Below are 26,405 nucleotides of genomic sequence, written 5' to 3'. Positions count from 1 at the left end.
GCCATGAGTCCACCTGTCACTGGCGCGGCGCGTGACCGCCTGCGCATTGCCATCCAGAAGTCCGGCCGCCTCGGCGAGCCTTCGCGCGCTCTGTTGAAATCCTGCGGCCTGGACTGGCGCGAAAGCCGCGACCGCCTGTTCTGCTACGGCGAATCGCTGCCGATCGATCTGCTGCTGGTCCGCGACGACGATATTCCCGGCCTGCTGGCCGACGGCGTGTGTGACCTCGGTATCGTCGGTCGCAACGTGTTGGCCGAACAGACTGCGGAGCGGGCCTTGGCAGGCACCCCGCAGGTGGCGCAGGAGATCCGTGCGCTTGGCTTCGGCGGCTGCCGCCTGGACCTGGCCGTACCCGACACGTGGGACTGGCAGGGGCCGGAACAGCTGCGCGGCAAGCGCATCGCCACCAGCTACCCGCAGTTGGTCCGCCAGTGGCTGGAGGGACAGGGCATCGACGCCGAGGCGGTCTTCCTCTCAGGCTCGGTGGAGATCGCGCCCCGGCTCGGACAGGCGGACCTGATCTGCGACCTGGTCTCCAGCGGCGCCACGCTGGCTGCCAACCAGCTCAAGCCGGTGCTTACCCTGCTGCAGAGCGAATCGGTGCTGGCCGCCCCGGTGCAGGCGTTTGCCGATGTGCGTGCCGACCTGCTGCAGCTGTTGCTGCGACGCATGGATGGCGTGCTGCGGCTCAAGGACAGCCGCCTGCTGATGTTCCAGGCGGACCGGGCGCGGGTGGACGATGTACTCAAGCTGCTGCCCGATGCGGACCGCCCCACGGTGATGCAGCTGGATGGCGAGGACACCCTGGCGCTGCAGACGCTGTGCCGCGGCGAGATGACCTGGCAGCGGCTGGAGGAACTGCGCAGGGCCGGCGCACGCAGCCTGATGGTGCTGCCGGTTGAAAGGAGCCTGGCATGAGCCAGCTGTCCATCCAGCGGTTGCGCTGGTCGTCGCTGGACGCGGATGCACGTCGTGACGCGCTGGCACGGCCGGTACAAGCCATTGCGGCTGAAGTGCGCGACACCGTCTCCGCTCTAGTCGACGAAGTCCGCACCGGCGGTGACGCTGCGCTGCGTGCCATCACCTCGCGACTGGACGGCGTTGCGCTGGACAGGCTAGAGGTGAGCGAAGCAGAATTTGCCACCGCCAAGGCCGCGCTGCCCCGGACACTGCGGGACGCCATGGCCGAGGCGACCGGCCGGATTGAGGCATTTCACCGCGCGGGCATGACCCAGCCCTACGCGGTGGAGACTGCCCCGGGCGTGGTGTGCGAGCGCGTGGTGCGACCGATCCGCCGGGTGGGTCTGTATGTGCCGGCCGGCAGCGCGCCGCTGCCCTCAACTGCCCTGATGCTCGGCGTGCCGTCGCGCCTGGCGGGGTGTGCCGGGGCGGTACTGTGTACGCCGCCCCGGGCCGATGGCAGCGCTGATCCGGCCGTGCTGGTGGCAGCGCGGATGACCGGTGTGGCGCGGGTATTCAAGCTGGGTGGCGCGCAGGCGATCGCGGCCATGGGGCTCGGCACCGGCAGCGTGCCTGCCTGCGACAAGCTGTTCGGGCCCGGCAATGCGTGGGTGACCGAAGCCAAGCAGCAGCTTGCGCAGTCGGGCAACGTGGCCATCGACATGCCCGCCGGACCATCCGAGGTGCTGGTGATCGCCGATGCCGGGGCCAATGCCGCCTGGGTTGCCGCCGACCTGCTGTCGCAGGCCGAGCACGGTCCGGACTCGCAGGTGCTGCTGCTGTCCGACAGCGAAGCGCTGATCGATGCGGTGGAGCGGGAGCTTGCCGGGCAGCTTGAATTTCTGCCGCGTGCCGGGATCGCGGCGCAGGCGCTCTCCCGGTCGCGCCTGATCATCGTCGACGGGCTGGAAGAAGCCTTCCGGATCAGCAATGCCTATGCGCCCGAACACCTGATCCTGGCGCTGCGCGAGCCGCGAGCCTGGCTGGAGCGGGTGCAGGCAGCAGGTTCCGTCTTCCTGGGTGATCACACTCCCGAAGCCCTGGGCGACTACTGCAGCGGCACCAACCACGTGCTGCCCACCAACGGCGCCGCGCGCGCGTGGAGCGGGGTGTCGGTGGCCAGCTTCCAGACAGTCATCAGCGTCCAGGCGGCAACGCCGGAAGGTATAGCGGCGATCGGCCCCTGTGCTATCACCCTGGCGCAGGCCGAGGGGCTTGAAGCCCATGCCAATGCGGTGCGGCTGCGGCTGGGAGAGGCGGCATGAGCAGCGTGCTGGAGCTGGTGCGCGAAGACCTGCGCGGCTTCGCCGGATACGGTTCGGCGCGCAGCCAGCGCCTGCAGGGAGAGGTCTGGCTCAATGCCAACGAATCCGCCTGGGCGAGCTCCGGCGACCCATCCGGTACCTGCCGGCGCTATCCCGAGCCTCAGCCGCCGGAGCTGACGGTCGCGCTGGCGCGTGTATACGGCTGCTCGCCGGAACAGCTGCTGGTTGGCCGCGGCAGTGACGAAGCCATTGACCTGCTGGTGCGTGCCCTGTGTGCGCCCGGACGCGACGCGGTGGCGGTGACGCCGCCGGTGTTCGGCATGTATGCGGTCAGCGCCCGGCTGCAGGGCGCACCGCTGCTGGAAGTGCCGCTGGTGGACGGCGAGGATGGCTTCGCTCCCGACTTTGATGCGCTGGCCGAAGGATCCATCGCGGCTGGCGCCAAGCTGGTGTTCCTGTGCTCGCCGGGCAACCCCACCGGCAATCCGGTGTCCCTGCAGGCAATTGCATCACTTGCGCGCCGGCTGGAGGGCCGAGCCCTGCTGGTGATTGACGAAGCGTACGGCGAGTTTTCCTCCCGGCCTTCGGCGATCAGCCTGATGGCAAGCCACCCCAATCTCGCGGTGCTGCGTACCTTGTCCAAGGCACATGCCCTGGCCGGGGCGCGGGTTGGAGCGGTCATTGCCGCGCCCGAGCTGATCGCCGTACTGCGCCGCTGCCAGGCGCCTTATCCGGTGCCGGCGCCCTGCGTGGACATTGCGCTGGCCGCTTTGTCGCCGGAAGCACTGGAATACACGACGAAGCATGTCGAACTGGTGCGCAGCGAACGCGAGCGCCTGCGCCAGGCATTGGCGGCGCTCCCGGGCGTGCGCCGGGTCTATCGGTCGGAAGGCAACTTCCTGCTGGTCCGCCTTGCCGATGCCGACCGTGCGTTTCGGGCGCTCCTGGAAGCCGGGGTCGTAGTGCGCGACCAGCGCGCCGCCTGCCAGCTGGACGATGCGTTGCGGATCACCGTAGGTACCCCCGATCAGAACGAGCGCGTTCTGGAAATCCTTTCGTCGTGTTGCACCGGGCCCACCCCATGAGTACCCCGATCCTTTTTATCGACCGCGACGGCACCCTGATCGAGGAGCCCGAGGACTTCCAGATCGACGCGTATCACAAGCTGCGCTTTGTACCGGGGGTGATCCCGGCGCTGCTGAAGCTGCGCGACGCCGGATACGAGTTCGTGATGGTCAGCAACCAGGACGGGCTGGGCAGCGAAAGCTATCCGCAGGCCGATTTCGATGGACCGCACGCGCTGATGATGCAGGTGTTGGAGAGCCAGGGCATCACGTTCCGCGAAGTGCTGATCGATACCAGCTGGCCGGAGGACAACCTGCCCACGCGCAAGCCAGGGATCGGTCTGGCGCTGCACTACCTGCGCGAGCGGAGCTTTGACCCGCAGCGGTCGGCCATGGTTGGCGACCGCGATACCGACAACGCCTTCGCCGCCAACATGGGCATCCGCGGCTTCCTGCTGCGCACGGAGCAGTTCGGCGGCGAGTGGGACTGGGCCGGCATTGCCCACGAGCTGGCGGATGCGCCGCGCCGGGCCGAAGTGCGGCGGGATACCCGCGAGACGCAGGTGCGCATCCGTGTTGACCTGGACCTGGTGGCCGAGCCGAAGGTCAGCACCGGCCTGCCGTTCTACGACCACATGCTGGAGCAGATCGGCAAGCACGGCGGGTTCGCGCTGGAGGTCGAAACCACCGGCGACCTGCACATCGACGAGCACCACACCGTCGAGGACACCGCACTGGCGCTGGGCCAGGCGCTGCGCGAAGCCTTGGGCGACAAGCGCGGTATCGGCCGGTATGGATTCACCCTGCCAATGGACGAGGCGCTGGCCAGCGTGGCGCTGGATTTCAGCGGCCGGCCGTGGCTGGTGTTCGAGGGCGAATTCCGCCGCGAGAAGGTGGGCGACCTGCCCACCGAGCTGGTGCCGCATTTCTTCCGCTCATTGAGCGACGCCGCGGGGCTCAACCTGCACCTGTCGGTACGCGGCGACAACGATCACCACAAGATCGAAGCCGCCTTCAAGGCCCTGGCGCGCGCACTGCGCCAGGCGATCCGGCGCGAGGGCAAGGAGCTCCCCAGCACCAAAGGCGCGCTGTAGTGCGCGTGGCCGGGGCAGCTCCATCCGGAACGCTCCCCACGCGCCTGTGGCAGAACTTCATCGAGGCGGGAACATGAGCACAGGATTCATCCTTTATCCGGCAATAGACGTGCGCGACGGACGCGTGGTGCGGCTGGCCCAGGGCGACTATGCCCGCGAGACCCGTTACGGCGACGATCCGCTGGGCGTGGCGCGGGGCTATGCCGACGAGGGCGCGCAGTGGCTGCATCTGGTGGATCTGGATGCGGCACGCAGCGGCGGCTACACGCTGCTGCCGCTGCTGCAGACACTTGCCGTGGAGGGACGGTTGAAGGTGCAGACCGGCGGCGGCGTGCGCAGTCGCGACGACGTCGTCCAGCTGCTGGAGGCGGGTGCTTCAAGGGTTGTGATCGGATCGCTGGCGGTGCGCGAGCCCGAGCTGGTGCTCGGCTGGATCGAAGAGTTCGGCGCACAGCGCATCACCGTCGCGCTGGACGCACGTCTCGACGACGAAGGTGTCTGGCGCCTGCCCGTACACGGGTGGACCGAGACCGGCGCGCAGACCCTGGACGAGCTTGCCGATCGCTACCGGCAGGCCGGTCTGCGTCACCTGCTGAGCACCGACATCGTCCGCGACGGCATGCTCACCGGCGCCAGCCTGGCGCTTTACGCCCACCTGCGGGCCATTGCACCCGGACTGGAAGTGCAGGCTTCGGGCGGCGTGTCAGCGGTGGAAGACGTGATCGCAGCGCGGGATGCGGGCTGCGCAGGCATCGTGCTGGGGCGGGCGCTGCTGGACGGACGCTTCCGGCTGTCGCAGGCGCTGGAGGCAGCGGGATGCTGAGCCGCCGGATCATTCCCTGCCTGGACGTGCGCGATGGCCGGGTGATCAAGGGCGTGCGCTTCCGCGACCACGTCGACATGGGCGACATCGCCGAACTGGCGCTGCGCTACCGCGACCAGGGCGCGGACGAGCTGGTGTTCTACGACATCGGCGCCAGCCCGGAGGGGCGCTCCGTGGATTACCGCTGGATCGAACGGGTCTCCGCGCTGTTGGACATCCCGTTCTGCGTGGCCGGCGGCATCCGCGACGTGGCCACGGCCCGGGCGGTGCTCAATGCGGGTGCCGACAAGGTCTCCATCAACACGCCCGCGCTGGAGCGTCCGGCGCTGATTGGTGAGCTGGCCGAAGCCTTCGGGGTTCAGTGCGTGGTGGTGGGAATCGATTCGATCCGCGAACCGGATGGCGAGTGGCGCGTTCGCAGCCATACCGGTGACCCCGACCGGACCCGGTCGCTGGGGCTGCGCACGCTCGACTGGGTAGTCGAGGCGCAGCGCCTGGGCGCGGGCGAGATCGTACTCAACTGCATGGACAGCGACGGCGTGCGCCGCGGTTACGATATCGCCCAGCTTTCCGCCGTGCGTGAAGTCTGCAGCGTGCCGCTGGTCGCATCCGGCGGTGCCGGTGCGCTGGAACACTTCATCGAGGCATTCGAGCAGGCCGATGTTGACGGCGCGCTGGCTGCCAGCGTATTTCACAGCGGCACGATCAGTATTCCCGAACTCAAGGCCGCCCTGCGCACGCGGGGGATCGAGGTACGCAGTGAATGATTGTTTGACCCCACAAGCTCCCGACGGCGGCACCCTGGACTGGGACAAGAGCGATGGCCTGCTGCCGGTCATCGTCCAGGATGCCGAAAGCCTGCGCGTGCTGATGCTGGGTTACATGGACCGCACCGCGCTGGCCGCCACGCTGGAACTGCGGCTGGTGACCTTCTTCAGCCGCAGCAAGCGCCGGCTGTGGACCAAGGGCGAGAGTTCAGGACACGTGCTCGAGCTGGTGTCCGTGCAGGCCGATTGCGACGGCGATGCGCTGCTGGTGCTGGCCCGTCCGCACGGGCCCACCTGCCACCTGCAGCGGCCCAGCTGCTTTGCCGGAGCTCCCGGCGCTGGCGTGTTGGCAACGCTGGACGCGCTGGTCGCCGAACGCGAGGCGGAACGGCCGGAAGGCAGCTACACCACGCGCCTGTTCGAAGGCGGTCTGCGGCGGATCGCCCAGAAGGTGGGCGAAGAGGGTGTGGAGACTGCGCTGGCAGCGGTGGCCGAGGACGATGCAGCGCTCGTCGGCGAAGCTGCCGATCTGGTCTACCACCTGCTGGTGCTGCTGCGCGCCCGCGGGCTGGGGCTGGCCGATCTGGAGCGCAGGCTGGAGGCCCGCTCACAGGGCGAAAGCTGAGCTGCCGCGCCGCGCGGAGCGCGCTGCTCAGGCCATCGAGGCGGAACTGTGCACGCGGTCGCGGCCCTGCGCCTTGGCCACGTACATGGCCTTGTCGGCGACTTCCAGAGCCTGGGCAACATCGTCCGGGTCTTCCGCGCCAAGCGTGTGCACGCCGATGCTTGCCGTCACCCGGATGGGCTCCGGGCCGGCAGGGCAGGGCCCAGCGTTGAGCGCCTGGCAGATTGCTTCGGCCACGGCCACAGCCCTTGAGCGGTCATGGTGCGGCAGGGCCACCACGAACTCCTCGCCGCCAAAGCGCGCCAGCAGCGCATCGTCTCCCGCCGCGCTGCTGATCCGGCCGGCCACCCAGCGCAGGCACTCGTCACCAACCAGATGGCCGTAGCGATCATTGATGGCCTTGAAGTGATCCATGTCCACCATCAGCAGCGATACCGGGCGACCGCTGTCGCGGGCTTCGCGCACCATGCGGTCGAACGACTCGTGGAACCATGTGCGGTTGTACAGGCCGGTCAGGCCGTCGCGGCGGCTGGATTCGCGCAGCCTGTCGTGCACTTCCTCCAGCTGCATCAGCGCATTGCGTACTTCCCGGGTACGTTGGGCCACCTTGCGCTCCAGCATCACGTTGGCCTCGCCGGCGATGCGCTCGTTCTCGTTGCGCAGTCCGGCATAGCGATAGCCGAGCGCGATCGAGAGCAGCAGCATTTCCAGGGCCGAGCCGATCTGCACACCGTACTCGGTGAAGAAGTTCTTCGGCAGCAGGCCGAAGGCAAGCAGGGTGAACACCGCCGTGCCAAGCAGGAACATGCCCCACGCCAGCAGCAGCAGGCGAGCAGGCTGGTAGCCGAGCCGGACCACGTGGATGGTGGCGGTCACGATCCAGACAATCCCCACCAGTACCGCCAACGCCGCCACCGGCGTTGCGATCCGGTACGGAAGCCAGAGCGAGGCGATGCCGAAAAACAGGAAGAAGCCGATCACTGTCAGGCTGACGGCGTTGCCCACCGGCCAGCGCTGGGGCAGCTCGAGGAACGTGCGGGTGAACTGGTTCATGCCAATCAGCGCCAGGCAGATCGACAGTGGTACGGATTTGTCCGCCAGCCAGGGCCAGTTGGGCCACAGGTATTCAAATCCCAATCCGTTTAGTGTGAACAGCACCAGGCCGAAGGCGGTGATGTGGAACAGGTACCAGAAATAGCTCGCGTCGCGCAGCGAGATCCACAGCACCAGGTTGTAGAAGAACAGCGCCAGCAGGATGCCGTAGTAGAGGCCCATGGCCAGCTGCGCATCGCGGGAAAGTTCGGTGAAGGCCGCGGGCGTGTACAGCTCCAGCGGCACCTGCATGGAGCTCTCGCTCTGCACCCGCACCAGCAGTTCCACCGGCTGGTCCACGGGCAGCTCCAGCTGGAAGTTGGGGTGCCGGTAGCGCACGCTGCGCACATCGAAGGGCAGGTGGTCCCCGCCTGACTGGTGCAGGATCCGGCCATCGGCATAGCGCACGTAGATGTCCAGGCGGTCGCTGAGCGGATATTCCTGCACCAGAAGCCAGCGCTGTTCCGACGGGTTGCGGTTCACCAGGCCGACGTGGAACCAGAAGGCGCCGCGCTGGAAGCCGAACGCCGCGTTGTCACCCGGGACCGCTTCGAACCGTCCGGCCTGCAGATGAGCAAAAGCGTCTTCCATGCGATCGGCCGATGGCTCGTCGTGTCGGTAGGTCAGATGCGGGGTGAGACTGAGCTGATCAACATCCGCGGGCAGCTCGACGGGTGCGGCGGCCGCGGGCATGCCCGACCACAGACACGCCAGCAGCAAGGCCGCCCAGACGTATGCCCCGATCGCGGATGTGACGGACCTGCCAGCCATGGCTTTTCCCGGGGCCCCGGCCCCAGCGTGGAGACTAGACCAGCGCGGCGCGGTTTGCATCGGGGAGCGGCATAATCGGGCTCCCCTCCGTTTCATGGAATCCGTATGCGTTCTGCCTGGTTGTGCCTGCTGTTGCTGCTCGCTTTGCCCGCCCACGCCGGGGAGGCCGGCTGCCTGCAGGGCACCGTACGGGTGTCCGGAGGCGGCGGCCTGGCCGGGGTTGTTGTATCCGACGGACGGCAGGTGGTCGCCAGCGGGCCGGAAGGGCAGTGGACCCTGGCCTCGGCACCAGCCGGCGCCGTGTTCGTGATCAAGCCACCCGGATACGTGGTGCCGGCGCGAGCGGATGGACTGCCGGACTTCTGGCGCAGCGGAGTTGAGCCCCAGGGCTGCGACTTCGAACTGCTGCCGGCTGATCCGGAAGGCGCTGGAGACGACAGCCTGGAAGTGCTGGTATTCAGCGATCCGCAGACCGCCAACCTGCGCGAGGTGGGCTATTACCGCGATTCAATCGTGGCCCCACTGCGTGGCAGGCACGGTGCCCGCCTGGGAGTGACCCTGGGCGACGTGACCAACGATGTGCCCTCGCTCTATCCGGCGCTGAACGAAGTCACCGCGAGCCTGGGCGTGCCTTGGCTGCACGTGCCGGGCAACCACGACCTGGATTTCGAAGTCGGGCACGACCGGGATTCGCTACGCTCGTTCCGCGGGGTATACGGGCCCGACACGTTTGCCTGGGAAGAGGACGAGGCCGTTTTCGTCGGCCTGGACAACGTGATCTACCAGCCGGGGGAACGCCCGGCCTACATCGGCGGATTGCGTCCGGACCAGTTTGAATTCCTTGAGTCCTGGCTGCCTGCGCTCTCCACCGACCGGCTGCTGGTCCTGCTGGTGCACATGCCCCTGTTCGACACTGCGCCTGGCCGGGAAACCTTCCGCCACGCGGACCGCGAGCGGCTGTTCGCGCTGCTGCAGCGCTTTCCCAGGGTGCTTGTGCTTAGCGGGCACCGGCATACGCTGCAGCACGTGTTCCACGGCCCGGAGTCCGGCTGGCACGGCGCCGAGCCGCTGCACGAGTTCAACGTGGGTGCCGCCAGCGGCGCTTTCTGGTCCGGCGTGGCAGGCAGCGACGGCGTGCCGGACTCGACCATGGCCGACGGCACCCCCAGCGGGTATGCACGGCTGGTGATCGATCGCGAGGGCGGCTACCGCCTGTCCTGGCACCGTGGCGGGCACCATGGTGACGGCGATCCCGGCTTCACCGATGCAATGGCCCTGCATGCACCGCGCGCACTGCGCCGCGGTGCCTATCCGGCGTGGGGCGTGTACGCCAACGTGTACATGGGGCTGGAGGACACCCGGGTGGAGTTCCGGGTGGGCGAGGGCGAATGGCAGCCGATGCGCCGGGTGTCGGCGCCCGACCCGCGGCTGGTGGTGGAAAACGTTCGCGATGATCTGGCCACCGAGCTGCGGGGCTTCGACCGCTCACCCGAGGCGCAGCCATCCACACATCTGTGGCGAGGTGCGTTGCCCACAGATCTGGACGCTGGCGAACACCGCATCGAGGTGCGTGCGTTCGGCCGCTGGCATGGCGAACAGCGGGCGTGGACGGATTACCGGCTGATAGAGAAAGCGCCGCCGAACGAGTAGCGACAGAACGGCTCGTCGGTTGCGACGCCGGACCTAGGGAACGGGGTGCGGATAGGGAACTGGCGGGCCCGGCTGGAACGATTTGCGCCACGCGTCCAGCACCGGTTCGATCTGCGTACCCACGTGGATCTGCGGTAGCGAAGGCGTGTACTCGCCCTCCACCTCGCGCGCAGCGACCCGCTTGCGCGCGTCCCGGAACGCGGCAATGAAGTCATCGTGCTGGTTGAGCGCGTCCACCAGCCAGGCCTGGCCGAAGTAGGTCACCTGGGAGGCCGCGCCACAGCCAAAAGAGGTGCGGTCCTTGCGGGCCGCGGTGATGGTGACGCCGGTAGGGCTGCGCAGCGCCGGCAGGAAACCTCCGGAATAGCAGGCCGAAACCACCACCACCCGGTTGCGGATGCCGGAATCTCCCAGGGCACCGGCCAGCTGGTCCGCGGTGATTTCTTCTTCCAGCATCGGCGGCAGGTCCACCACCAGCTCGTGCTCCTCGCTGCCATGGGTGGTGATGAACAGCAGCAGCAGATCCTCGTCCGGATCCATTGCCGTGCCCACGCCGGCCAGGGCCTGGCTGAGGTTCTCGAGCGTGGCTAGTGGCCTGGGAGCATCCTCGTCCAGGCTGTCGGGATGGTTGACCAGGCCGATGACCCGGCCGTCGGCCTGGAAGCGCGCGTTCATCAGCTGCTCCAGATACAACACCTCGTTGCGGAACACGTCTTCGTTGCCGTCGCCGGCAAATCCGACCACGTACAGGTCGGGCTTTCCAGGCTGTTGTGCCGGCATGGCTTCCAGCGCCGCTGCGATCAGGCGCCGGTCGCGCTCGGGCAGCGTTTCATCTTCCGGGATCGCCGACAGGACCGGGGCCGCGGCAAACAGTCCTGCCAGGACCAGTGCCAGCGCGGTGCGCCAGCCATGCCGCGCTTTACGGAACGATCCCATCGAAGGACTCCACCCGGGTGTGGTTGCCGGCGGCGGGGCCGGTGCGCGGCTGCGGGTAGTCCTGGCGGCGGTCGACCAGGGTGGTCGCCATGCCGGCGGCGCGGGCTGCGTCCAGCTCTTCCACCACATCGGACAGGAACAGCACGTCTTCGGCAGGCACGTCCAGGCGCCGGCTGATACGCGCATAGCTTTCGGCCTCGCGCTTGCCGCCGACCTCGGTGTCGAACCAGGCGGAAAACAGCGGGCTCAGGTCGCCGGCGTCAGTGTGGGAGAACAGCAGCACCTGGGCGGGGACGGAACCGGACGAATAGACCGCCAGGGTACGACCTTCACCGTGCCACTGCCGCAGCCGTTCCACCGCGTCGGGATAGACCGGTGCGGCGAAGTCACCGTTGCGGTAGCCGTCGGCCCACAGCATGCCCTGCAGGGCCTTGAGCGCGGTGTGCTTGAGGTCCTGGTCGATCCAGCCCTGCAGCGTCTCCGCGATCATGCCGTCCTGGCAGACGCCGCCAAGTTCGGTGGCCACTTCGTCCAGCCAGCGCCGGACCTCCGGATCCTGGCCACGCACGCGCACGAAGCGCGGCATTTCCCGGCGCGCATAGGGAAACAGCACCTCTTTGACGAAGGCGATGCTGCTGGTGGTGCCTTCGATATCGGTCAGGATGATGCGGGACATCGGGTCTCCTTGGCGTGCTCAGGCCTCGCCGTAGCGCGGGAAGCGCTGGGCGATGTCGGTACCGGTGAAATATCCGACCCAGCCGTCGGGCTGCTGGAAAAACCGGATGGCCACGAAATTGGGGCGCGGGCCCATGTCGAACCAGTGGGTGGTGCCGTCCGGCACCGCGATCAGGTCATCCTTGACGCACTCGATCTCGTACACCTTGCCGTCCACGTGCAGGGTGAACAGACCGGAACCGGCCACGAAGAAGCGCACTTCGTCCTCGCGGTGGTAGTGCTCGTCCAGGAACTTGCGGCGGATCTCATCGCGCTCCGGATTGTCGGGGGCGATGCTGATCACATCCACACTGGTGAAGCCGCGCTCGGCCACCAGCCGGTCCACGTCCTGGCGATAGGCGGCCAGCACTTCTTCCTGGCTTGCCCCAGGCTCCACCGGGTGCGCGGCCTGCCAGCGCTCGAAGGTCACGCCGATCGCGGCCAGCTCGCTGGCGATCCGGTCGCCATCCTCGGTGACCAGCAGGGGCGTGTCAGGTGAATCGTTGGCGAAGACGCGCAGTCGGCTCATCGTTTTCGTGGGAAATCCGCAGGGATCCCCAGAATATCAGCCTGCAGGTGCGTCCGGATGGAACACCGTGTGGCCACCGGTCAGCCTGTGCAGCTCCAGCTCGCAGCCGAGCAGAAACTCGAACGCCTCCAGGTGGCGGCGTGCCTCGGCCACATCGTGGCCCCAGGCATACAGCCCGTGCCCGTCGATCAGATAGCCCCACATCGGCCCCTGGTCCAGCAGCGCTTCAACCTGGGCGGCGAGGGCGGGCATGTCCTGGCTGTTGGGCAGAACGGGCACAGTGATTACCGTTTCATGGGTGCTGTTGCCGGCGAAGGCCTTCAGCAGCTCATAGCCCGCAAGCCTGACGCCACCTGCAGCGGCAAACAGCCGCGAGGCCACCGTCTGGTTGCGCGAGTGGGTGTGCAGCACGCAGCCCACGTCGGCAAAGCGCCGGTACAGCTGGGTGTGCAGCAGGGTTTCCGCCGAAGGCCGGTGGTCACTGCCAACCGCGCGGCCGTACATATCGACCACCATCAGGTCCGATTCGCCCAGCTTGCCCTTGTCGCGGCCGGAGATGGTGATGGCCGCGTGGCCGCCATCGATCCGGCGGGAGAAGTTGCTGCTGGTGGCCGGGGTCCAGCCGCGGGCCGCCAATTCGCGCACATTGGCTGCGAGCTCAGCGCACGCCTCGTGGAACCGGTGCTGGTCGTAGGGCAGGGTGGTCATGTTGGGGATGGCTGCTGCTGGCTGCGAAATGGCGGGGCACTATACCCGTCAGTCCCTGACCGCGGCCGGGGCTGGTTCGGGGTGCAAGATGGCGTCCCGATTGGCCACCGGGTCTGTACCCGGCATCTCTTCCGGGGACAGGCGCAGAATCTTGAAGCCGGTGTAAGCCATCACCAGGGCGACTACCGGCCCGACCAGGTTGAAGAACGCGTAGGGCAGGTAATCCAGCGTCGCCACGCCCAGGGTGGCGGCCATGTAGGCGCCGCAAGTGTTCCAAGGCACCAGTGGCGAGGTGATGGTCGCGCCGTCCTCGAGCGCCCGGGACAGGTTCACCGGGGCCAGGCCACGGCGGCGGAATTCGGGCTGGTACAGGCGACCCGGCAGCACCAGTGCCATGTACTGGTCGGCGGCGACCACGTTGGTGCCGAACGCAGTGGCGATGGTGGCGGCGATCAGCGAGCCGGCCGACTTCACCCGTGCCAGCACGCTGCGGATCATGCGCTCCAGTAGCCCGGTCTTTTCCATCACCGCGCCGAAGCCCAGGGCGCACATGATCAGCCATACCGTATTGAGCATGCTGATCATGCCGCCGCGGCTGAGAAGCTCATCCACGTCTGCATTGCCGGTGTTGGCCTGGTAACCCTCGAACAGGGCCTGCCAGGCGCCCGCCAGCAGGGCCATCGGGCGCGGAATGTCCGAACGGTCTGCGAGGGCCAGCACCAGCTCCGGCTGGAACACCACCGCGAACACGCCGCCGAGGATCGCGCTGAGCAGGATCGCCGGATAGGCCGGGAACCGGAGCACTGCCAGCGCGAACAGCACCACCATCGGGATCAGCAGGTACCAGCCCAGGTTGTAGTGCTCGCCCAGCAGTTCGGGCAAATTGCCAAACTCTGTATTGCCCGACCCGCCGGTCTCGCTCAGGCCCACTATCGTGAACAGCACCAGCGCGATCGCCATGCTGGGGAAGGTGGTCCAGGTCAGGTGACGGATATGGGCGAACAGCTCGGCGCCGGCGGCGGCCGGAGCAATGATGGTGGTGTCCGAGATCGGCGACATCTTGTCACCGAAATAGGCGCCGGAAATGATCGCGCCAGCAGTGATGGGCAGCGACATGTCCATGCCCTGGGCCACGCCGATCAGGGCCACGCCCAGGGTGCCCGCCACGGTCCAGGAGCTGCCGATGGACAGCGCCACGATGGCGCACACCACGCAGGCGGCCGGATAGAAATAAGCCGGGTGCATCAGCTGCATCCCGTAGACAATCAGCATCGGCACGGTGCCGCTGAGGATCCAGGTGCCGATCAGCGCACCCACCGAGAGCAGGATGAAGATCGGCACCACGGCCAGGGCCACGCCGTGGACCAGACTGTCCTGGATCGTGTGCCACGGCAGCCTGTTGCGCAGCCCCACCAGGGCGGCCACGCCGCTGGCCAGTATCAGCCCGATCTGGTTGGCGCCGAACGAGGCGTCATCGGCGTACAGGTACACCGCGCAGATCAGCGTGGCGACCAGGAACAGCAGCGGGGTGAAGGCCTGCAGCAGGCTGGGCTCGCGAGGCTGCTCGCGGGATGGTTCGGGCGTCATTGCTTCACTTCCGTTAGACATCATGACGACGCGCAGGATGACAGCGCAACGGCCGCCGTACCTTGCCAAAGCAGGCCAATGTTCACAAGCGCCGGAAGGCACGGTAGCCGGATGGACCGGCGGATGACCGATAATTGGCGACCCCCGGTTCCTGATTGGCGCAATGCAGCATGACTGACCTGGAAACAGCCCGCGATGACTTTGTCGCGGCGCTCACCGAGTACCGTCGGCAGTGGCCCGAAGAGGCCGCCTGCGTGGACCAGTTCGCCGCGCTGGCCGCCGATCCGGGCGATCCCTACGTGCGTGAGCGGCTGGAAGGACACTTCACCGCGTCGTCGTGGCTGGTCAGCGCCGATGGCGACCGCACCCTGCTCACCCACCACCGCAAGCTGGGGCTGTGGGTGCAACCGGGTGGGCATGCGGATGGCGACCGCAATCTGGCGCGGGTGGCGCTGCGCGAGGCGGAGGAAGAGTCAGGCCTGACCGGCCTCGCGCTCGGAGCGGGGATCTGGTCGGGGATCTTCGACCTGGACCGGCACTGGATCCCGGAGCACAAGGGCGTGCCGGCGCACTGGCACTACGACGTGCGCTACGTGGTGCAGGCCGGTGGAGATGAAAGCTACGTGGTCAGCGAGGAATCGCACGCGCTGGCGTGGCGCGGAATCGAGGCGGTTGCCGCCGACCCCGCCATGGATGTGTCCCTGCGCCGGATGGCGCGCAAGTGGCTTGCACGCCATCCGTCCGGCCTGTCCGGCAACTGACCGGTCAGGTGGTCGCGGTATTGGTCTCGTCGCGCTTTTCGCGCGGCGGCAGGGCGTCGTCACCGTGCACCAGGAACCAGATGTTCTCGGCGATGTTGGTCACGTGGTCGCCGATCCGCTCGATGTTCTTGGCCATGAACAGCAGGTGGGTGCAGGGGGTGATCGAGCGCGCGTCTTCCATCATGTAGGTCAGCAGTTCGCGGAACAGCCCCGTGTACATCTGGTCCAGCTCGGCGTCGTTCTCGCGGATCTGCTGCGCGGCTTCGGCGTCACCCGCCTGGTAGGCCACCAGCACTTCGCGCAGCTGGCGGGCGGCGATCCGCGACAGGCCCTTGAGCCCGCGGGTGATCGGCAGCGCCGGTGACTGGTTCAGGGCCAGCGAGCGCTTGGCCACGTTGGCCGCGTAGTCGCCGATGCGTTCGATGTCGGATGAGACTTTCAGCGCGGCGAGGATCTCGCGCAGGTCGCGGGCCATGGGGCCGCGCAGGGCGAGCTTCATCACGTCTTCGCTGATTTCCTTTTCCAGCGCGTCGATGGCGTCGTCGTTGTCGATCACGCGGCGGGCCGCCGAATCGTCGCGGCGCTCCACTACGTCCAGGGCGGCTTCCAGCTGCGCCGCCGCCATGTTGCCCATGCGCATAATTTCGCCGGTCAGGCGCTCGCGCTCTTCGTCGTAGCTGTGGACGATGTGTTCGTGGTGTTGGTTGGGCATGTCAGCCGAATCTCCCGGTGATGTAGTCCTCGGTCTGCTGCTTCGAGGGGTTGGAGAAGATGGTATGGGTCTCATCGTGTTCGATCAGGTCGCCCAGGTACATGAAGGCGGTGAAGTCCGACACACGGGCCGCCTGCTGCATGTTGTGGGTCACGATCACGATGGTGTATTCGTGCTTGAGCTCCGCAATGAGCTGCTCGATGCGGCTGGTCGAGATCGGATCCAGGGCCGAGGTGGGCTCGTCCAGCAACAGCACGTCGGGACGCAGGGCCACCGCGCGGGCGATGCACAGCCGCTGCTGCTGGCCACCGGACAGGCCCAGCGCGCTCTGGCCCAGCTTGTCCTTCACCTCGTCCCACAGCGCCGCCTGGCCCAGGGCGTGCTCCACGCGCTCTTCCATCTTCTTCTTCGAGAGCTTCTCGTGGTGGCGGATGGCGTAGGCGATGTTCTCGTAGATCGTCATCGGGAACGGCACCGGCTTCTGGAACACCATGCCCACCTTGCTGCGCAGGCGGTTGAGCGGGTACTTGGGTCCCAGCACGTTTTCCCCGTCCAGCAGCACTTCGCCGCTGGCCTCCTGTTTGGGGTACAGCGAGTAGATGCGGTTGTAGACGCGCAGCAGGGTGGACTTGCCGCAGCCCGAGGGGCCGATCAGCGCGGTCACCCGCTTTTCCGGGATGTCGAGGTTGATCCCCTTCAGCGCGTGGAAGCGGTCGTAATGAAAATCCAGACCACGGGTGGAGATCTTTACCGGTGCCTGCGGCTGGGCTTCGCGATGGCTGGTGGCCAGCGAAATCCGCTGCGTGGCACCGGTGATCGGGGTATCGGTCATGGCCGGTTCCGTTGCAAGGTCAGTCATGGGAGATCCTCTTGCGCACCAGCAGGGCGCGGGCGCCGATGCTTATCAGCAGCACGAAGGTGGTCAGCACCAGCGCGCCAGCCCAGGCCAGCTGCTGCCAGGATTCATAGGGGCTGCCGGCGTACTGGTACATCACCACCGGCACGCTGGCCATCGGGCGCATGATGTCGGAGTTCCAGTACTGGTTGCCGAACGCGGTGAACAGCAGCGGGGCGGTCTCGCCGGAAATCCTGGCAAGAGCAAGCAGGATGCCGGTGACGATGCCGGCCGAGGCGCTGCGGTAGAGCACCTGCACGATCACTTTCCACTGCGGCACCCCCAGCGAGAGCGCCGCCTCGCGCATCTGCACCGGCACCAGGCGCAGCATTTCATCGGTGGTGCGTATCACCACCGGCAGTACGATGAAGGCCAGGGCGATCGCGCCGGCGAGCGCCGAGAACCGGCCGCCGGTCTGCATCACGATCAGGGTGTAAACGAACAGGCCGAGCACGATCGACGGTGCCGAAAGCAGGATGTCGTTGACGAACCGCACCACGGTACCGGTCTTGCGCGCGGCGCCGTACTCCGACAGCCACGTGCCCGCGGCTACGCCCAGCGGGGTGCCGATGGCGATCGCCAGCGCACACATCACCGCGCTGCCGAAGAACGCGTTGAGCAGACCACCGCCTTCCTGCATCGGCGGCGGGGTCATCTGGGTGAACAGATCAAGGTTGATGCCACCGGCGGCCTTGCTCACCAGCGTCCACAGGATCCAGCCCAGGAAGAACAGGCCGAACGCGGCCGCCAGGCAGGAGATCACGATTGCGGCGACGTTGCCGATCCGGCGCCTGCGATACAGGCGGTTGGCGACGGCGGCCCCGGCGCCGGCATTGATGACAGTCGGGGTCGACATCAGTTGCCTTCCTTGCGCGACAGGCGCATCAGCATCAGACGGGCGATTGCCAGCACCACGAAGGTCACCAGGAACAGCACGAAGCCGAGCAGCAGCAGTGCCGAGCGGTAGGTTTCAGTGGCCTCGCCGAAGTCATTGGCGATCAGCGCGGCGATGGTGGTGCCCGGCTCGAGCAGGGACGGCGACAGGCGCACGCTGTTGCCGATCACGAACGCGACCGCCATGGTCTCGCCCAGCGCACGGCCAAGACCCAGGAAGATGCCGCCGATCACCGCGGAGCGGGTGTAGGGCAGCACGATGTCCCAGCTCACTTCCCACTTGGTGGAGCCGAGCGCGTAGGCCGATTCCTTGAGCCGGGTAGGGACCGTCAGGAACACCTCGCGCATCACCGAAGTGATGAACGGGATCACCATGATCGCCAGCACGAAGCCGGCGGTAAGCGTGCCGATACCCAGCGGCGGGCCGCGGAACAGGATGCCGAAGCCGGGAATGGCGCCCAGGTACTGGTTGAGCCAGGGGGTGACGTACTCCGTCATCACCGGTACCAGCACGAACAGGCCCCACATGCCGTAGATGATCGAGGGAATTGCTGCCAGCAGTTCGATGGCGCTGGCGACGGGGCCACGGATCCAGCGCGGCGCCACTTCGGTCAGGAAGAAGGCGATGCCGAAGCTGATCGGCACCGCGATGATCATTGCGATCACCGCGGTGACAATCGTGCCGTAGATCGGCGCCAGGGCGCCGTAGCGGTTTTCAACCGGGTTCCAGTCGGAGGTGAGGAAGAACCTCCAGCCCTGTGACACCAGCGCGTCGCGACCGCCCCACAGCATGGACAGGGCGGCTGCCGCCAGGGCCAGCATCACCAGTACCACGGTGCCGCCCAGCACCAGCCGGAACAGCCGGTCGTTGCGGGTGTCGCGCTGGTCGTGGCGGGCCTTGGGGCCCGCTGGAATAACGGTGGTATTCATCCTGGAGCCGACCGGTCCGGTGTCAGTCGGCGCTGAAGCCGAATTCGCTGGCCCAGTAGGCCTCTACCTGGGTCACCAGGTCTGCGGGCAGCGGCACGTAGTGCAGGTCGCTTGCCTGCGAGGTGCCTTCCTTGAGGGCCCAGTTGAAGAACCCGAGGGCGGCCTGCGAGCGTGCAGCATCGGCAGGCTGCTTCGGCATCAGGATGAAGTTGGTGGCAGTGATCGGCCAGGCGTTCTCGCCCGGGGCATTGGTGATCACCAGGTTGAAGTCCGAAGCGCCTGCCCAGTCGGCGGTGGCAGCGGCGGCGGAGAACGTCTCCTCACTCGGTCCGACCCAGTTGCCGGCGGCATTCTGCAATGACGCGTAGGGCATGTCGTTCTGCAGCGCGTAGGCCAGTTCGACGTAGCCGATCGAGCCGCGGATCTGCTTCACGTACGAGGCCACGCCTTCGTTGCCCTTGCCGCCAACGCCGCTCGGCCACTGCAGCTGGGTGCCTTCGCCGATCCGGTCCTTCCAGCTGCTGCTGACCTTGGACAGGTAGTTGCTGAAGTTGAACGTGGTGCCCGATCCATCGGAGCGGTGCACGATGTTGATCTCAACTTCCGGCAGATCAATGTCCGGATTGAGCCCGGCGATGGCCGGATCGTTCCAGTTGCTGACTTCGCCAAGGAAGATATCGGCCAGGATGCCGCCGGTCAGGCGCAGCTCGCCCGGCTCGATGCCTTCCAGGTTGAACACCGGAACCACGCCGCCGATGGTGGAGGGGAACTGGCCCAGCCCCGCTTCAGCCAGTTCTTCACTGGATAGCGGCGCGTCGGACGAACCGAAATCCACGGTGGCGGCCTTGATCTGGGCAATGCCGCCACCCGATCCGATCGATTGGTAATTGACCCGGTGGCCGGTGGCTGCGTTGTAATCGGCCGACCAGCGCGACATCAGCGGATACACGAACGACGCGCCCGCGCCGGAGATTTCGCTGGAGGACGCGGCGCCCGGCTGGCCATCATCGCTCGACGGTTGGCATGCGGACAGTCCGAACACCAGCGGCAGGGACAGGGAGAGAATGGCAAGACGAACCGGCTGCAGTTTCATGCGTGCTCCAGGAGGAGTGCCGGCGTTGCCGGCGGATGACACCATGAAATGATGTTTTTGTTACAGCTTGATGACACCACGACGAAATACTGTCATCGAAGGCGTATTCGGGCGCTGTTGCGTGCTTGAGCCTGAACGTGACATGGACTCAGCCGATCCACAGGCGCAGGAACCAGGCCACGGTTCCCACCGTTGCCAGCCCAGCGACCCAGAGGGCGAACAGCCAGGCCAGCCGTTTCCACAGGGGGCCGGGACCGGTGGTGCTCAATGGTAACCCTGGTCACGGACCTTGCCGCGGAAGACCCAATAGGACCATCCGGTATAGGTGAGGATGATCGGGATCAATACCACGGCGCCCACCAGCATGAAGACCAGGCTCGAATCCGGTGAGGCCGCGTCATGGATGGTCAACGCCTGAGGCACCACGTACGGGAATACGCTGATGCCCAGACCCACGAAGGTCAGCGCAAACAGGGCAAGCGTGAGCAGGAACGGCGCCAGTTCGCGGCCCCGGCGCAGCGTGCGCCAGAACGCATAGGCCATCACCACCGTCAGCAGCGGCACCTGCGCGGCCAGGAAGACCGTTGGCGTGGTGGTCCACCGGTGGTGGTAGTCGTAGTCCAGCCCCACGGTTGCCAGGCTCACCAGCGCGATGCCGGCCAGCATGACCACGCCCAGGCGCGAGGCGTAGCGGCGGACTTTCGCCTGCAGCTCGCCCTCGGTCTTGAGCACCAGCCAGGTGGCGCCCAGCAGCGCGTAGCCGGCCACCACGCTGAGCCCGGTGAGCACGGTGAACGGCGTCAGCCAGTCCCACCAGCCCCCACCGTATTCACGCCCGTCGACCTCGATGCCCTGGATCAGGGCGCCGAGGATCATGCCCTGGGCCATTGCCGCCACCGTGGAGCCGCCGTTGAAGGCACCGTCCCACCACGCCCGATGCGCGGGGTCGCGTCCGCGCGCCTCGAACGCCACACCGCGGAACACCAGTGCCAGCACCATCGCTATCACCAGCGGGTAGACCGCGGTCATGATCACCCCGAACGCGAGCGGGAACGCGGCCATCAGGCCGCCCCCGCCGAGCACCAGCCAGGTTTCGTTGCCGTCCCACACCGGCGCGACGGTGTTGATCGCCTGATCACGCTCGCTGCCGATCCCGAGCGCCGGCAGGATGATGCCGATCCCGAGGTCGAACCCGTCCATCACCACGTAGGCGAACACCGCGAACAGCAGGATCAGGGCCCAGACCAGGGCAAGGTCGAGTTCCATGGCGTCAGTCCTCCCCGGCCATTTTCATCGCCGGTCCCGGGGTGATGCCGGCCGTGCGGATCGTGGCTTCGTCTTCGTCCATCGGCCGCTCGGACGGCTGCACGCCCTTGGCCATCAGACGCAGGATGTACAGCGTGCCCAGGCCGAAGACGATGAAGTAGACGATTATGAAGGCGATCAACGAAGTGCCCACCGCGGAGGCGTCCAGCGCGGAGGCGCTTTCGCGCGTGGTCATGAAGTTGTAGACCGTGTACGGCTGGCGGCCGACCTCGGTGGTGATCCAGCCGGCGATCACAGCCACGAAACCGGTCGGGGCCATCAGGACGGCCGCCCGGTGCAGGGCCGGCCAGTCATGCAGCCGTTTTCGCCAGCGCGCGTACAGGCTCCACGCGCCCAGGGCGATCATCAGCATTCCGATGCCGACCATCACCCGGAACGACCAGAACACCGGCCCCACCGGCGGCCGGGATTCCTCGGGGATCGTCTCCAAGCCATCCATCGGCGCGCTGGGGTCGTGCTGGAGGATAAGCGAACCCATCCCGGGAACCTGCAGTGCGTAGCGCACCTCGCCCGCCTCGGTATCGGGGATCCCGAACAGGATCAGGGGCGCGCCGTCCGGATAGCTCTGGTAGTGGCCCTCGATGGCCATGATCTTGGCTGGCTGGTGTTCAAGCGTGTTGAGCCCGTGGAAATCGCCGATCAACAGCTGCATCGGCGCCACGATCGCGGCCATCCACATCGCCATTGAGAACATCGTGCGCGCCCCGGCCAGGGAGCTGGTGGCCGCGGGGTCATCGCCATCCAGGCGCGTCCCGGCCCGACGCTGCTTGAGCAGGTGCCAGGCGCCCACGCCGCCTACCGCGAACGCCGTGGTCAGATAGGCACCGGTCAGGGTATGTGCGAGCCGGTACGGGAAGCTGGGATTGAAGATCACCTCCCACCAGTTGTCCGGGACGAACTGGCCGACATCATTGATGCTGAAACCCGTGGGCGTGTGCATCCAGCTGTTGGCGCTGAGGATCCAGAACGCCGACAGGAACGTGCCGAACGCCACCAGCAGGGTGGCCATGAAGTGCAGGCGCGGGCCGACCCGGTTCATGCCGAACAGCATCACCCCGAGGAACCCGGCTTCGAGGAAGAACGCGGTCATGACCTCGTAGGCCATCAACGGCCCGATGATCGGTCCGGCACGGTCGGAGAACACCGCCCAGTTGGTGCCGAACTGGTAGGTCATCACGATGCCCGAGACCACGCCCATGGCGAAGGCGACCGCGAAGATCTTTACCCAGAAGCGGAACAGGTCCAGATACACCTGTTTCTTCGTACGCAGCCAGCGCCACTCGAGCACGGCGAGGAAACTTGCCAGCCCGATGGTGAAGGCTGGAAAGATGAAGTGGAAGCTGATCGTGAACGCGAACTGGAGTCGCGCCAGGAACAAGGCGTCAAAGTTTTCGAACATGGCGAGGCGACGCTAGCACCGTCGATGTCAGCGTGGCGTTCACATCCGGGTCACTTTCCTCGGGGGCGCGGTTAATCCAATTCGTATTGGACGTCGATGATGACGAACGAGACGGTGCCGCCCGGCAGTTCCGCCTGGAACTCATCGTCAAGCCGCTTCTTGAGCATCGCCCGCGCCAACGGGGAATCGATGCTGATCCAGCCCTTGGGCGCGTCGGTCTCATCCGGGCCGACCACGCGGTAGCGAACGGTGTCGCCGCTGTCCTGGTCTTCAAGCTCCACGGTAGCGCCAAAGAACACCGCTTCCGGGTTCGACGGCACGGTGTCGACCACCCGCAGCGTCTGCAGCCGCTTGCTCAGGTAGCGCACCCGGCGGTCGATGCCGCCAAGCTGCTTCTTGCGGTAGGTGTATTCCGCGTTTTCGGACCGGTCGCCCTCGGCGGCGGCCGCGGCCAGGGCGCGCACCACTTCCGGGCGCTGCACGCGCCACAGGTCGTCCAGCTCGGCCTTCAGGCGGGCGTGGCCCTCGGGCGTGATCAGGGCCGTGCTCTTGGGTGGGGGCGGGCGCCAGCGGCTCATGTGGGTTGCCTGCTCACCGGATCCGGATGCTGCCGAGGATATTGCGCACAACGCGGTTGGTGACCGTGCGTGCAGCCTGTTTGCCGGCCGCCTGGACCACGCCCTGTCGGCGGGAGGTGCCGAACAGGAACTCGCTGACCATGCGGCCGATGCCGCCGCCCTCATCAGCGGCCTTGGCTTTGGCCTCAGGCGCGTTGGCCTGTGCAGGCATCTCCGCGGCGCGTTTCGCCAGGATCTCTGCCGCCGACTCCCGGTTGATCGCCGTGTCGTACTTGGCCCCCACCGGGCTGCCGGCGCGGATCCGCGCACGCTCCTCGCCGGTGATGGCGCCCATGCGGCAGCGCGGGGGCGCAATCACCGTGTGCTCAACTGGCATGGGGATGCCCCGGCCTCTATCAGATACGTCCTGCAACGTGGACACCAGGGCTTCGCCGGTGCCCAGTCGGGAAATCGTGTCCACCACGTCAAGGTCGGGATTGCCCACGAAGGTCTGGGCGGCAGTGCGCACCGCCTTCTGGTCGCGCGGTGTGAAGGCACGCAGGGCGTGCTGCACCCGGTTGCCAAGCTGGCCGAGGATTTCATCGGGCACGTCATCGGGGAACTGCGAGCAGAAGTACACGCCCACGCCCTTGGAGCGGATCAGGCGCACCACCTGCTCGATCCGCTGGCGCAGCGCCGTCGGCGCATCCTTGAACAGCAGGTGGGCCTCGTCGAACACGAACACCAGCTTCGGCTTGTCCAGGTCGCCCACCTCGGGCAGGGTTTCGAACAGTTCCGACAGCAGCCACAGCAGGAAGCTGGAATACAGGCGCGGGCGCAGCAGCAGCTGGTCGGCGGCAAGGATGCCGATCACCCCGCGGCCATTGGTAGTGGTGCGCATCAGGTCGGAAAGTTCCAGGGCAGGCTCGCCGAAGAACTGTCCGCCGCCGTCCTGTTCCAGCCGCAGCAGGGCGCGCTGGATCGCGCCCACCGACTGGGAATTCACCAGGCCGTATTCGGCCGAGACCGCCTTGCGCTCTTCGATGACCAGCGCCAGCAGGGCGCGCAGGTCGGCCAGGTCCAGCAGCAGCAGGCCGCGGTCATCGGCCAGCTTGAACACGATGTCGAGCACGCCGGACTGGGTGTCGTTGAGATCCAGGATCCGGCCCAGCAGGGTCGGACCCATCTCGGTCACCGTGGTCCGCACCGGGTGGCCGAGCTTGCCGTACAGGTCCCAAAGGATGGTGGGACTGCCTTCCACGGTGAAGCCGTCGATGCCCATCAGGTCGGCGCGCTTCTGCAGGCCCTCGTTGATCGTGCCGGGGACCGCCAGGCCGGCCACGTCGCCCTTCATGTCGGCCATGAACACCGGCACGCCGGCGCGAGAGAAGGACTCGGCCAGCATCATCAGGGTGACTGTCTTGCCGGTGCCGGTGGCGCCGGCCACCAGACCGTGGCGATTTCCGTAGCGGGGCAGCAGGTGCACGTTGCCGCTCTGCGGCGTGGTGACGGAACGGCCGACGAGGATGGGATCCGGCTGCATGGTCTGTCCTGACGATTGAATGCACAGGATTCTAGGCCATGCCGAGCCGGTCGGACCTCGGGCGCAGGTGGGGGGCAATGCCGGAACCGGCTGGCCGGACGAAAGGGGTTTGCCCACGCGTGGTGGGGGCGGCTAACCTGCGCGTCCGCCCCGAGCCGTCCCTGCCATGACCCTGCCTGCCGTGTCCGCTGTCCGCCTGTCCGCCATTGCTGTCCTGGGGCTGGCCCTGCTGTTTCCCCAAGCGGCCGATGCGCAGTCGCGCCGAGACCGGGAGGCCGCCGAGGCGTTGCAGCAGCGTATGGAGCAGGCCGAGGTCCGCTATCGCGAGGCCCTGGTGCGCGCGCGCAACCACGAACCGGATGCGGTGGCGGCAAGCGATGCCGCGCTGGAAGATATGGAAGACGTGATGGTGGAATGCGGAAAGCTACGCGGCTGCGAGCCCGCCGGGTTCGTCACTACCTTCAAGCGCCTGCTCAAGGCCGAGGCCGACGAAGCCTCGGCCGACCCGGGCGACGACGTGGATCCGTTCGACCCGGATCCGGACGGCATGTTGGCCGAAGGCGTGGCCGCGGATGTGCCAGAGGCCGCCCGTGCCGCAGCCCTGCTCAGCGATGGGCGCCGGTTCGTGGAGATGGTGCAGTTCAACCCGGCGGTGCAGGAGGGCATCCGCCGCTGGCTCACCGACATGCGCCACTCGCTGATCGTCAGCCACGAGAACTACCAGTACATGCGTCACGTGATGTGGCCGAACTTCGAGCGCGCCGGCCTGCCCGAAGCGCTGCTGTTCGGCATCCTGGCCAAGGAATCCACCGGCCGGGTGCATTCAACCTCGCGCGCCGGTGCCGCCGGGCCGCTGCAGTTCATGCCCGCCACCGGCCGGCGCTTTGGCCTCGGCCAGGACAGCACCGGCTTCGACACCCGCTACGACCCCTATGCCTCGGCTGAAGCCAGTGCGGCCTACCTCAATGAGCGCCTGGCCGAACTCAACAACGACATCGAGCTGGCCCTGGCCGGCTACAACGGCGGGGAAGGGCGCGCGCGCCGGATCCACCGCGAGAATGGCGGGCGCAGCTTCTGGGACGAGTCGGTCTACAGCCAGTTCCCGCCGGAAACCCGTGACTACGTGCCGATGGTGATCGCCGCGGCCTGGCTGTACCTGCACCCGCGCCGCTACGGCCTGGAGTTCCCGAAGATCAACGCGCGCCCGGAGCTGTTGCAGCTGGAGCGGGACACCTCAATCTACGAGCTGACCATTTGCCTCGGCAACGGCGGCACGCGCTACGGCTTCATGCGCATGCTGCGCAATCTCAACCCCCGTTACCGTGCCGATGACGTGATCCCGGCTGGCACCACCCTCAACGCCACCGCCGACGTGGCGCGTCTGTACGGCCGCTGGTGCACCCGCAGTGCGCGAGCCGACATCGCGCGCGAGCTGGTCAGCAGTGATCCGGGCAGCGCCGTGGTGCGTTCGGGCCCGCCGCCGCAGGCACCCCGTGCGGCAGCGACCGCGGTGCCTCGTGAGCATCGGGTGGGTAGGGGCGAAAACCTGGGGCGCATCGCCGATCAATACGGCTGCGATTTGCGGGCGCTGGCGCGCAGCAACAACCTGCGTGCCCCTGCGTATGCGTTGAGGGCAGGTCAGCGGCTCTCGCTGGAATCCTGCAGATAGCTCATCCGGTCCGCCGCCCGAATCATCAGGCCGGCGGGTGA

At 67.2% G+C, this 26,405-nt stretch carries 26 protein-coding genes; 10 read left to right on the top strand and 16 right to left on the bottom strand.

Annotated elements, in window-relative coordinates:
* Positions 1-3 precede the first annotated feature (3 nt).
* The 7 genes from hisG (at position 4) to hisIE (ending at position 6,598) form a co-directional block, all read left to right on the top strand.
* Complete coding sequence (hisG, locus tag ACW7G3_RS03525) at positions 4-918, top strand: ATP phosphoribosyltransferase (RefSeq protein ID WP_456981077.1); 915 nt, start codon at positions 4-6, stop codon at positions 916-918.
* 11 nt (positions 919-929) lie between these two features.
* Positions 930-2,225, top strand: a complete 1,296-nt coding sequence (gene hisD, locus ACW7G3_RS03520) for a histidinol dehydrogenase (protein ID WP_456981157.1) — start codon at positions 930-932, stop codon at positions 2,223-2,225.
* Positions 2,222-3,310, top strand: coding sequence for a histidinol-phosphate transaminase (hisC, locus tag ACW7G3_RS03515; RefSeq protein WP_456981076.1), 1,089 nt, complete (start codon positions 2,222-2,224; stop codon positions 3,308-3,310). Before hisD ends, hisC begins: the two co-directional genes overlap by 4 nt.
* A complete protein-coding gene (gene hisB / locus ACW7G3_RS03510) occupies positions 3,307-4,383 on the top strand; it encodes a bifunctional histidinol-phosphatase/imidazoleglycerol-phosphate dehydratase HisB (RefSeq protein WP_456981074.1) in 1,077 nt (358 codons plus the stop codon). The genes hisC and hisB overlap by 4 nt, the downstream gene beginning before the upstream one ends.
* Before the next feature lie 73 nt (positions 4,384-4,456).
* Positions 4,457-5,206, top strand: a complete 750-nt coding sequence (hisA, locus tag ACW7G3_RS03505) for a 1-(5-phosphoribosyl)-5-[(5-phosphoribosylamino)methylideneamino]imidazole-4-carboxamide isomerase (RefSeq protein ID WP_456981073.1) — start codon at positions 4,457-4,459, stop codon at positions 5,204-5,206.
* Positions 5,200-5,973 (top strand): imidazole glycerol phosphate synthase subunit HisF, encoded by a 774-nt coding sequence (gene hisF / locus ACW7G3_RS03500; RefSeq protein WP_456981072.1) that lies wholly within the window; start codon positions 5,200-5,202, stop codon positions 5,971-5,973. Before hisA ends, hisF begins: the two co-directional genes overlap by 7 nt.
* Positions 5,974-5,977: 4 nt before the next feature.
* Positions 5,978-6,598 (top strand): bifunctional phosphoribosyl-AMP cyclohydrolase/phosphoribosyl-ATP diphosphatase HisIE, encoded by a 621-nt coding sequence (gene hisIE / locus ACW7G3_RS03495; RefSeq protein WP_456981071.1) that lies wholly within the window; start codon positions 5,978-5,980, stop codon positions 6,596-6,598.
* Between the two features lie 27 nt (positions 6,599-6,625).
* Here hisIE and ACW7G3_RS03490 read toward each other — a convergent pair whose 3' ends face one another.
* A complete protein-coding gene (locus ACW7G3_RS03490; RefSeq protein WP_456981070.1) occupies positions 6,626-8,461 on the bottom strand; it encodes a sensor domain-containing diguanylate cyclase in 1,836 nt (611 codons plus the stop codon).
* 99 nt (positions 8,462-8,560) lie between these two features.
* Here ACW7G3_RS03490 and ACW7G3_RS03485 point away from each other — a divergent pair, with 99 nt between their 5' ends.
* On the top strand, positions 8,561-10,111 hold the full coding sequence (locus ACW7G3_RS03485; protein ID WP_456981156.1) for a calcineurin-like phosphoesterase C-terminal domain-containing protein: 1,551 nt from the start codon (positions 8,561-8,563) through the stop codon (positions 10,109-10,111).
* 33 nt (positions 10,112-10,144) lie between these two features.
* Here ACW7G3_RS03485 and ACW7G3_RS03480 read toward each other — a convergent pair whose 3' ends face one another.
* The 5 genes from ACW7G3_RS03480 to nhaC are packed head-to-tail and all read right to left on the bottom strand — an operon-like array spanning position 10,145 to position 14,585.
* Entirely contained in the window at positions 10,145-11,047 is a 903-nt protein-coding gene (locus tag ACW7G3_RS03480; RefSeq protein ID WP_456981069.1) for a C13 family peptidase, read from the bottom strand.
* Positions 11,031-11,723: an acireductone synthase gene (gene mtnC, locus ACW7G3_RS03475; RefSeq protein WP_456981068.1), complete on the bottom strand. Its 693-nt coding sequence runs from the start codon at positions 11,721-11,723 to the stop codon at positions 11,031-11,033. The genes ACW7G3_RS03480 and mtnC overlap by 17 nt, the downstream gene beginning before the upstream one ends.
* 18 nt (positions 11,724-11,741) lie before the next feature.
* Entirely contained in the window at positions 11,742-12,290 is a 549-nt protein-coding gene (locus ACW7G3_RS03470) for a 1,2-dihydroxy-3-keto-5-methylthiopentene dioxygenase (RefSeq protein ID WP_456981067.1), read from the bottom strand.
* 36 nt (positions 12,291-12,326) lie between these two features.
* The gene (locus tag ACW7G3_RS03465) at positions 12,327-12,998 is read right to left on the bottom strand and encodes a methylthioribulose 1-phosphate dehydratase (RefSeq protein ID WP_456981066.1); all 672 of its coding nucleotides are present in this window, start codon (positions 12,996-12,998) and stop codon (positions 12,327-12,329) included.
* 48 nt (positions 12,999-13,046) lie between these two features.
* On the bottom strand, positions 13,047-14,585 hold the full coding sequence (gene nhaC / locus ACW7G3_RS03460) for a Na+/H+ antiporter NhaC (protein WP_456981064.1): 1,539 nt from the start codon (positions 14,583-14,585) through the stop codon (positions 13,047-13,049).
* A gap of 170 nt (positions 14,586-14,755) precedes the next feature.
* Between nhaC and ACW7G3_RS03455 the strand changes: the two genes are divergently transcribed.
* Entirely contained in the window at positions 14,756-15,346 is a 591-nt protein-coding gene (locus ACW7G3_RS03455; RefSeq protein WP_456972468.1) for an NUDIX hydrolase, read from the top strand.
* A 4-nt stretch (positions 15,347-15,350) separates the two neighbouring features.
* Here the strand turns inward: ACW7G3_RS03455 and phoU are convergent, their stop codons facing one another.
* The 10 genes from phoU to ACW7G3_RS03405 all read right to left on the bottom strand — a co-directional run bounded on the left by phoU (position 15,351) and on the right by ACW7G3_RS03405 (position 24,695).
* Positions 15,351-16,058: a phosphate signaling complex protein PhoU gene (gene phoU / locus ACW7G3_RS03450; protein WP_456981062.1), complete on the bottom strand. Its 708-nt coding sequence runs from the start codon at positions 16,056-16,058 to the stop codon at positions 15,351-15,353.
* Between the two features lies 1 nt (position 16,059).
* Positions 16,060-16,917 (bottom strand): phosphate ABC transporter ATP-binding protein PstB, encoded by an 858-nt coding sequence (gene pstB, locus ACW7G3_RS03445; RefSeq protein WP_456972464.1) that lies wholly within the window; start codon positions 16,915-16,917, stop codon positions 16,060-16,062.
* Complete coding sequence (gene pstA / locus ACW7G3_RS03440; RefSeq protein WP_456981060.1) at positions 16,910-17,809, bottom strand: phosphate ABC transporter permease PstA; 900 nt, start codon at positions 17,807-17,809, stop codon at positions 16,910-16,912. Before pstA ends, pstB begins: the two co-directional genes overlap by 8 nt.
* Positions 17,809-18,777, bottom strand: coding sequence for a phosphate ABC transporter permease subunit PstC (pstC, locus tag ACW7G3_RS03435; protein ID WP_456972460.1), 969 nt, complete (start codon positions 18,775-18,777; stop codon positions 17,809-17,811). The genes pstA and pstC overlap by 1 nt, the downstream gene beginning before the upstream one ends.
* Positions 18,778-18,799: 22 nt before the next feature.
* Positions 18,800-19,870: a phosphate ABC transporter substrate-binding protein PstS gene (gene pstS, locus ACW7G3_RS03430; RefSeq protein WP_456981058.1), complete on the bottom strand. Its 1,071-nt coding sequence runs from the start codon at positions 19,868-19,870 to the stop codon at positions 18,800-18,802.
* A gap of 148 nt (positions 19,871-20,018) precedes the next feature.
* A complete protein-coding gene (locus tag ACW7G3_RS03425; protein WP_456972456.1) occupies positions 20,019-20,138 on the bottom strand; it encodes a DUF2474 family protein in 120 nt (39 codons plus the stop codon).
* On the bottom strand, positions 20,135-21,136 hold the full coding sequence (cydB, locus tag ACW7G3_RS03420) for a cytochrome d ubiquinol oxidase subunit II (RefSeq protein WP_456972454.1): 1,002 nt from the start codon (positions 21,134-21,136) through the stop codon (positions 20,135-20,137). Before cydB ends, ACW7G3_RS03425 begins: the two co-directional genes overlap by 4 nt.
* 4 nt (positions 21,137-21,140) lie before the next feature.
* Positions 21,141-22,595 (bottom strand): cytochrome ubiquinol oxidase subunit I, encoded by a 1,455-nt coding sequence (locus ACW7G3_RS03415; protein ID WP_456981056.1) that lies wholly within the window; start codon positions 22,593-22,595, stop codon positions 21,141-21,143.
* Between the two features lie 71 nt (positions 22,596-22,666).
* On the bottom strand, positions 22,667-23,173 hold the full coding sequence (greB, locus tag ACW7G3_RS03410; RefSeq protein ID WP_456972450.1) for a transcription elongation factor GreB: 507 nt from the start codon (positions 23,171-23,173) through the stop codon (positions 22,667-22,669).
* Between the two features lie 13 nt (positions 23,174-23,186).
* Positions 23,187-24,695 (bottom strand): helicase HerA-like domain-containing protein, encoded by a 1,509-nt coding sequence (locus tag ACW7G3_RS03405; protein ID WP_456981055.1) that lies wholly within the window; start codon positions 24,693-24,695, stop codon positions 23,187-23,189.
* Between the two features lie 166 nt (positions 24,696-24,861).
* Here ACW7G3_RS03405 and ACW7G3_RS03400 point away from each other — a divergent pair, with 166 nt between their 5' ends.
* Positions 24,862-26,364: a transglycosylase SLT domain-containing protein gene (locus ACW7G3_RS03400; protein ID WP_456981053.1), complete on the top strand. Its 1,503-nt coding sequence runs from the start codon at positions 24,862-24,864 to the stop codon at positions 26,362-26,364.
* Positions 26,365-26,405 lie beyond the last annotated feature (41 nt).

The sequence above is a fragment of the Luteimonas sp. A478 genome (assembly GCF_054052025.1).
The sequence above is the reverse complement of the archived record's forward strand: the minus strand, read 5'-3'. Positions and strand labels throughout refer to the sequence as shown.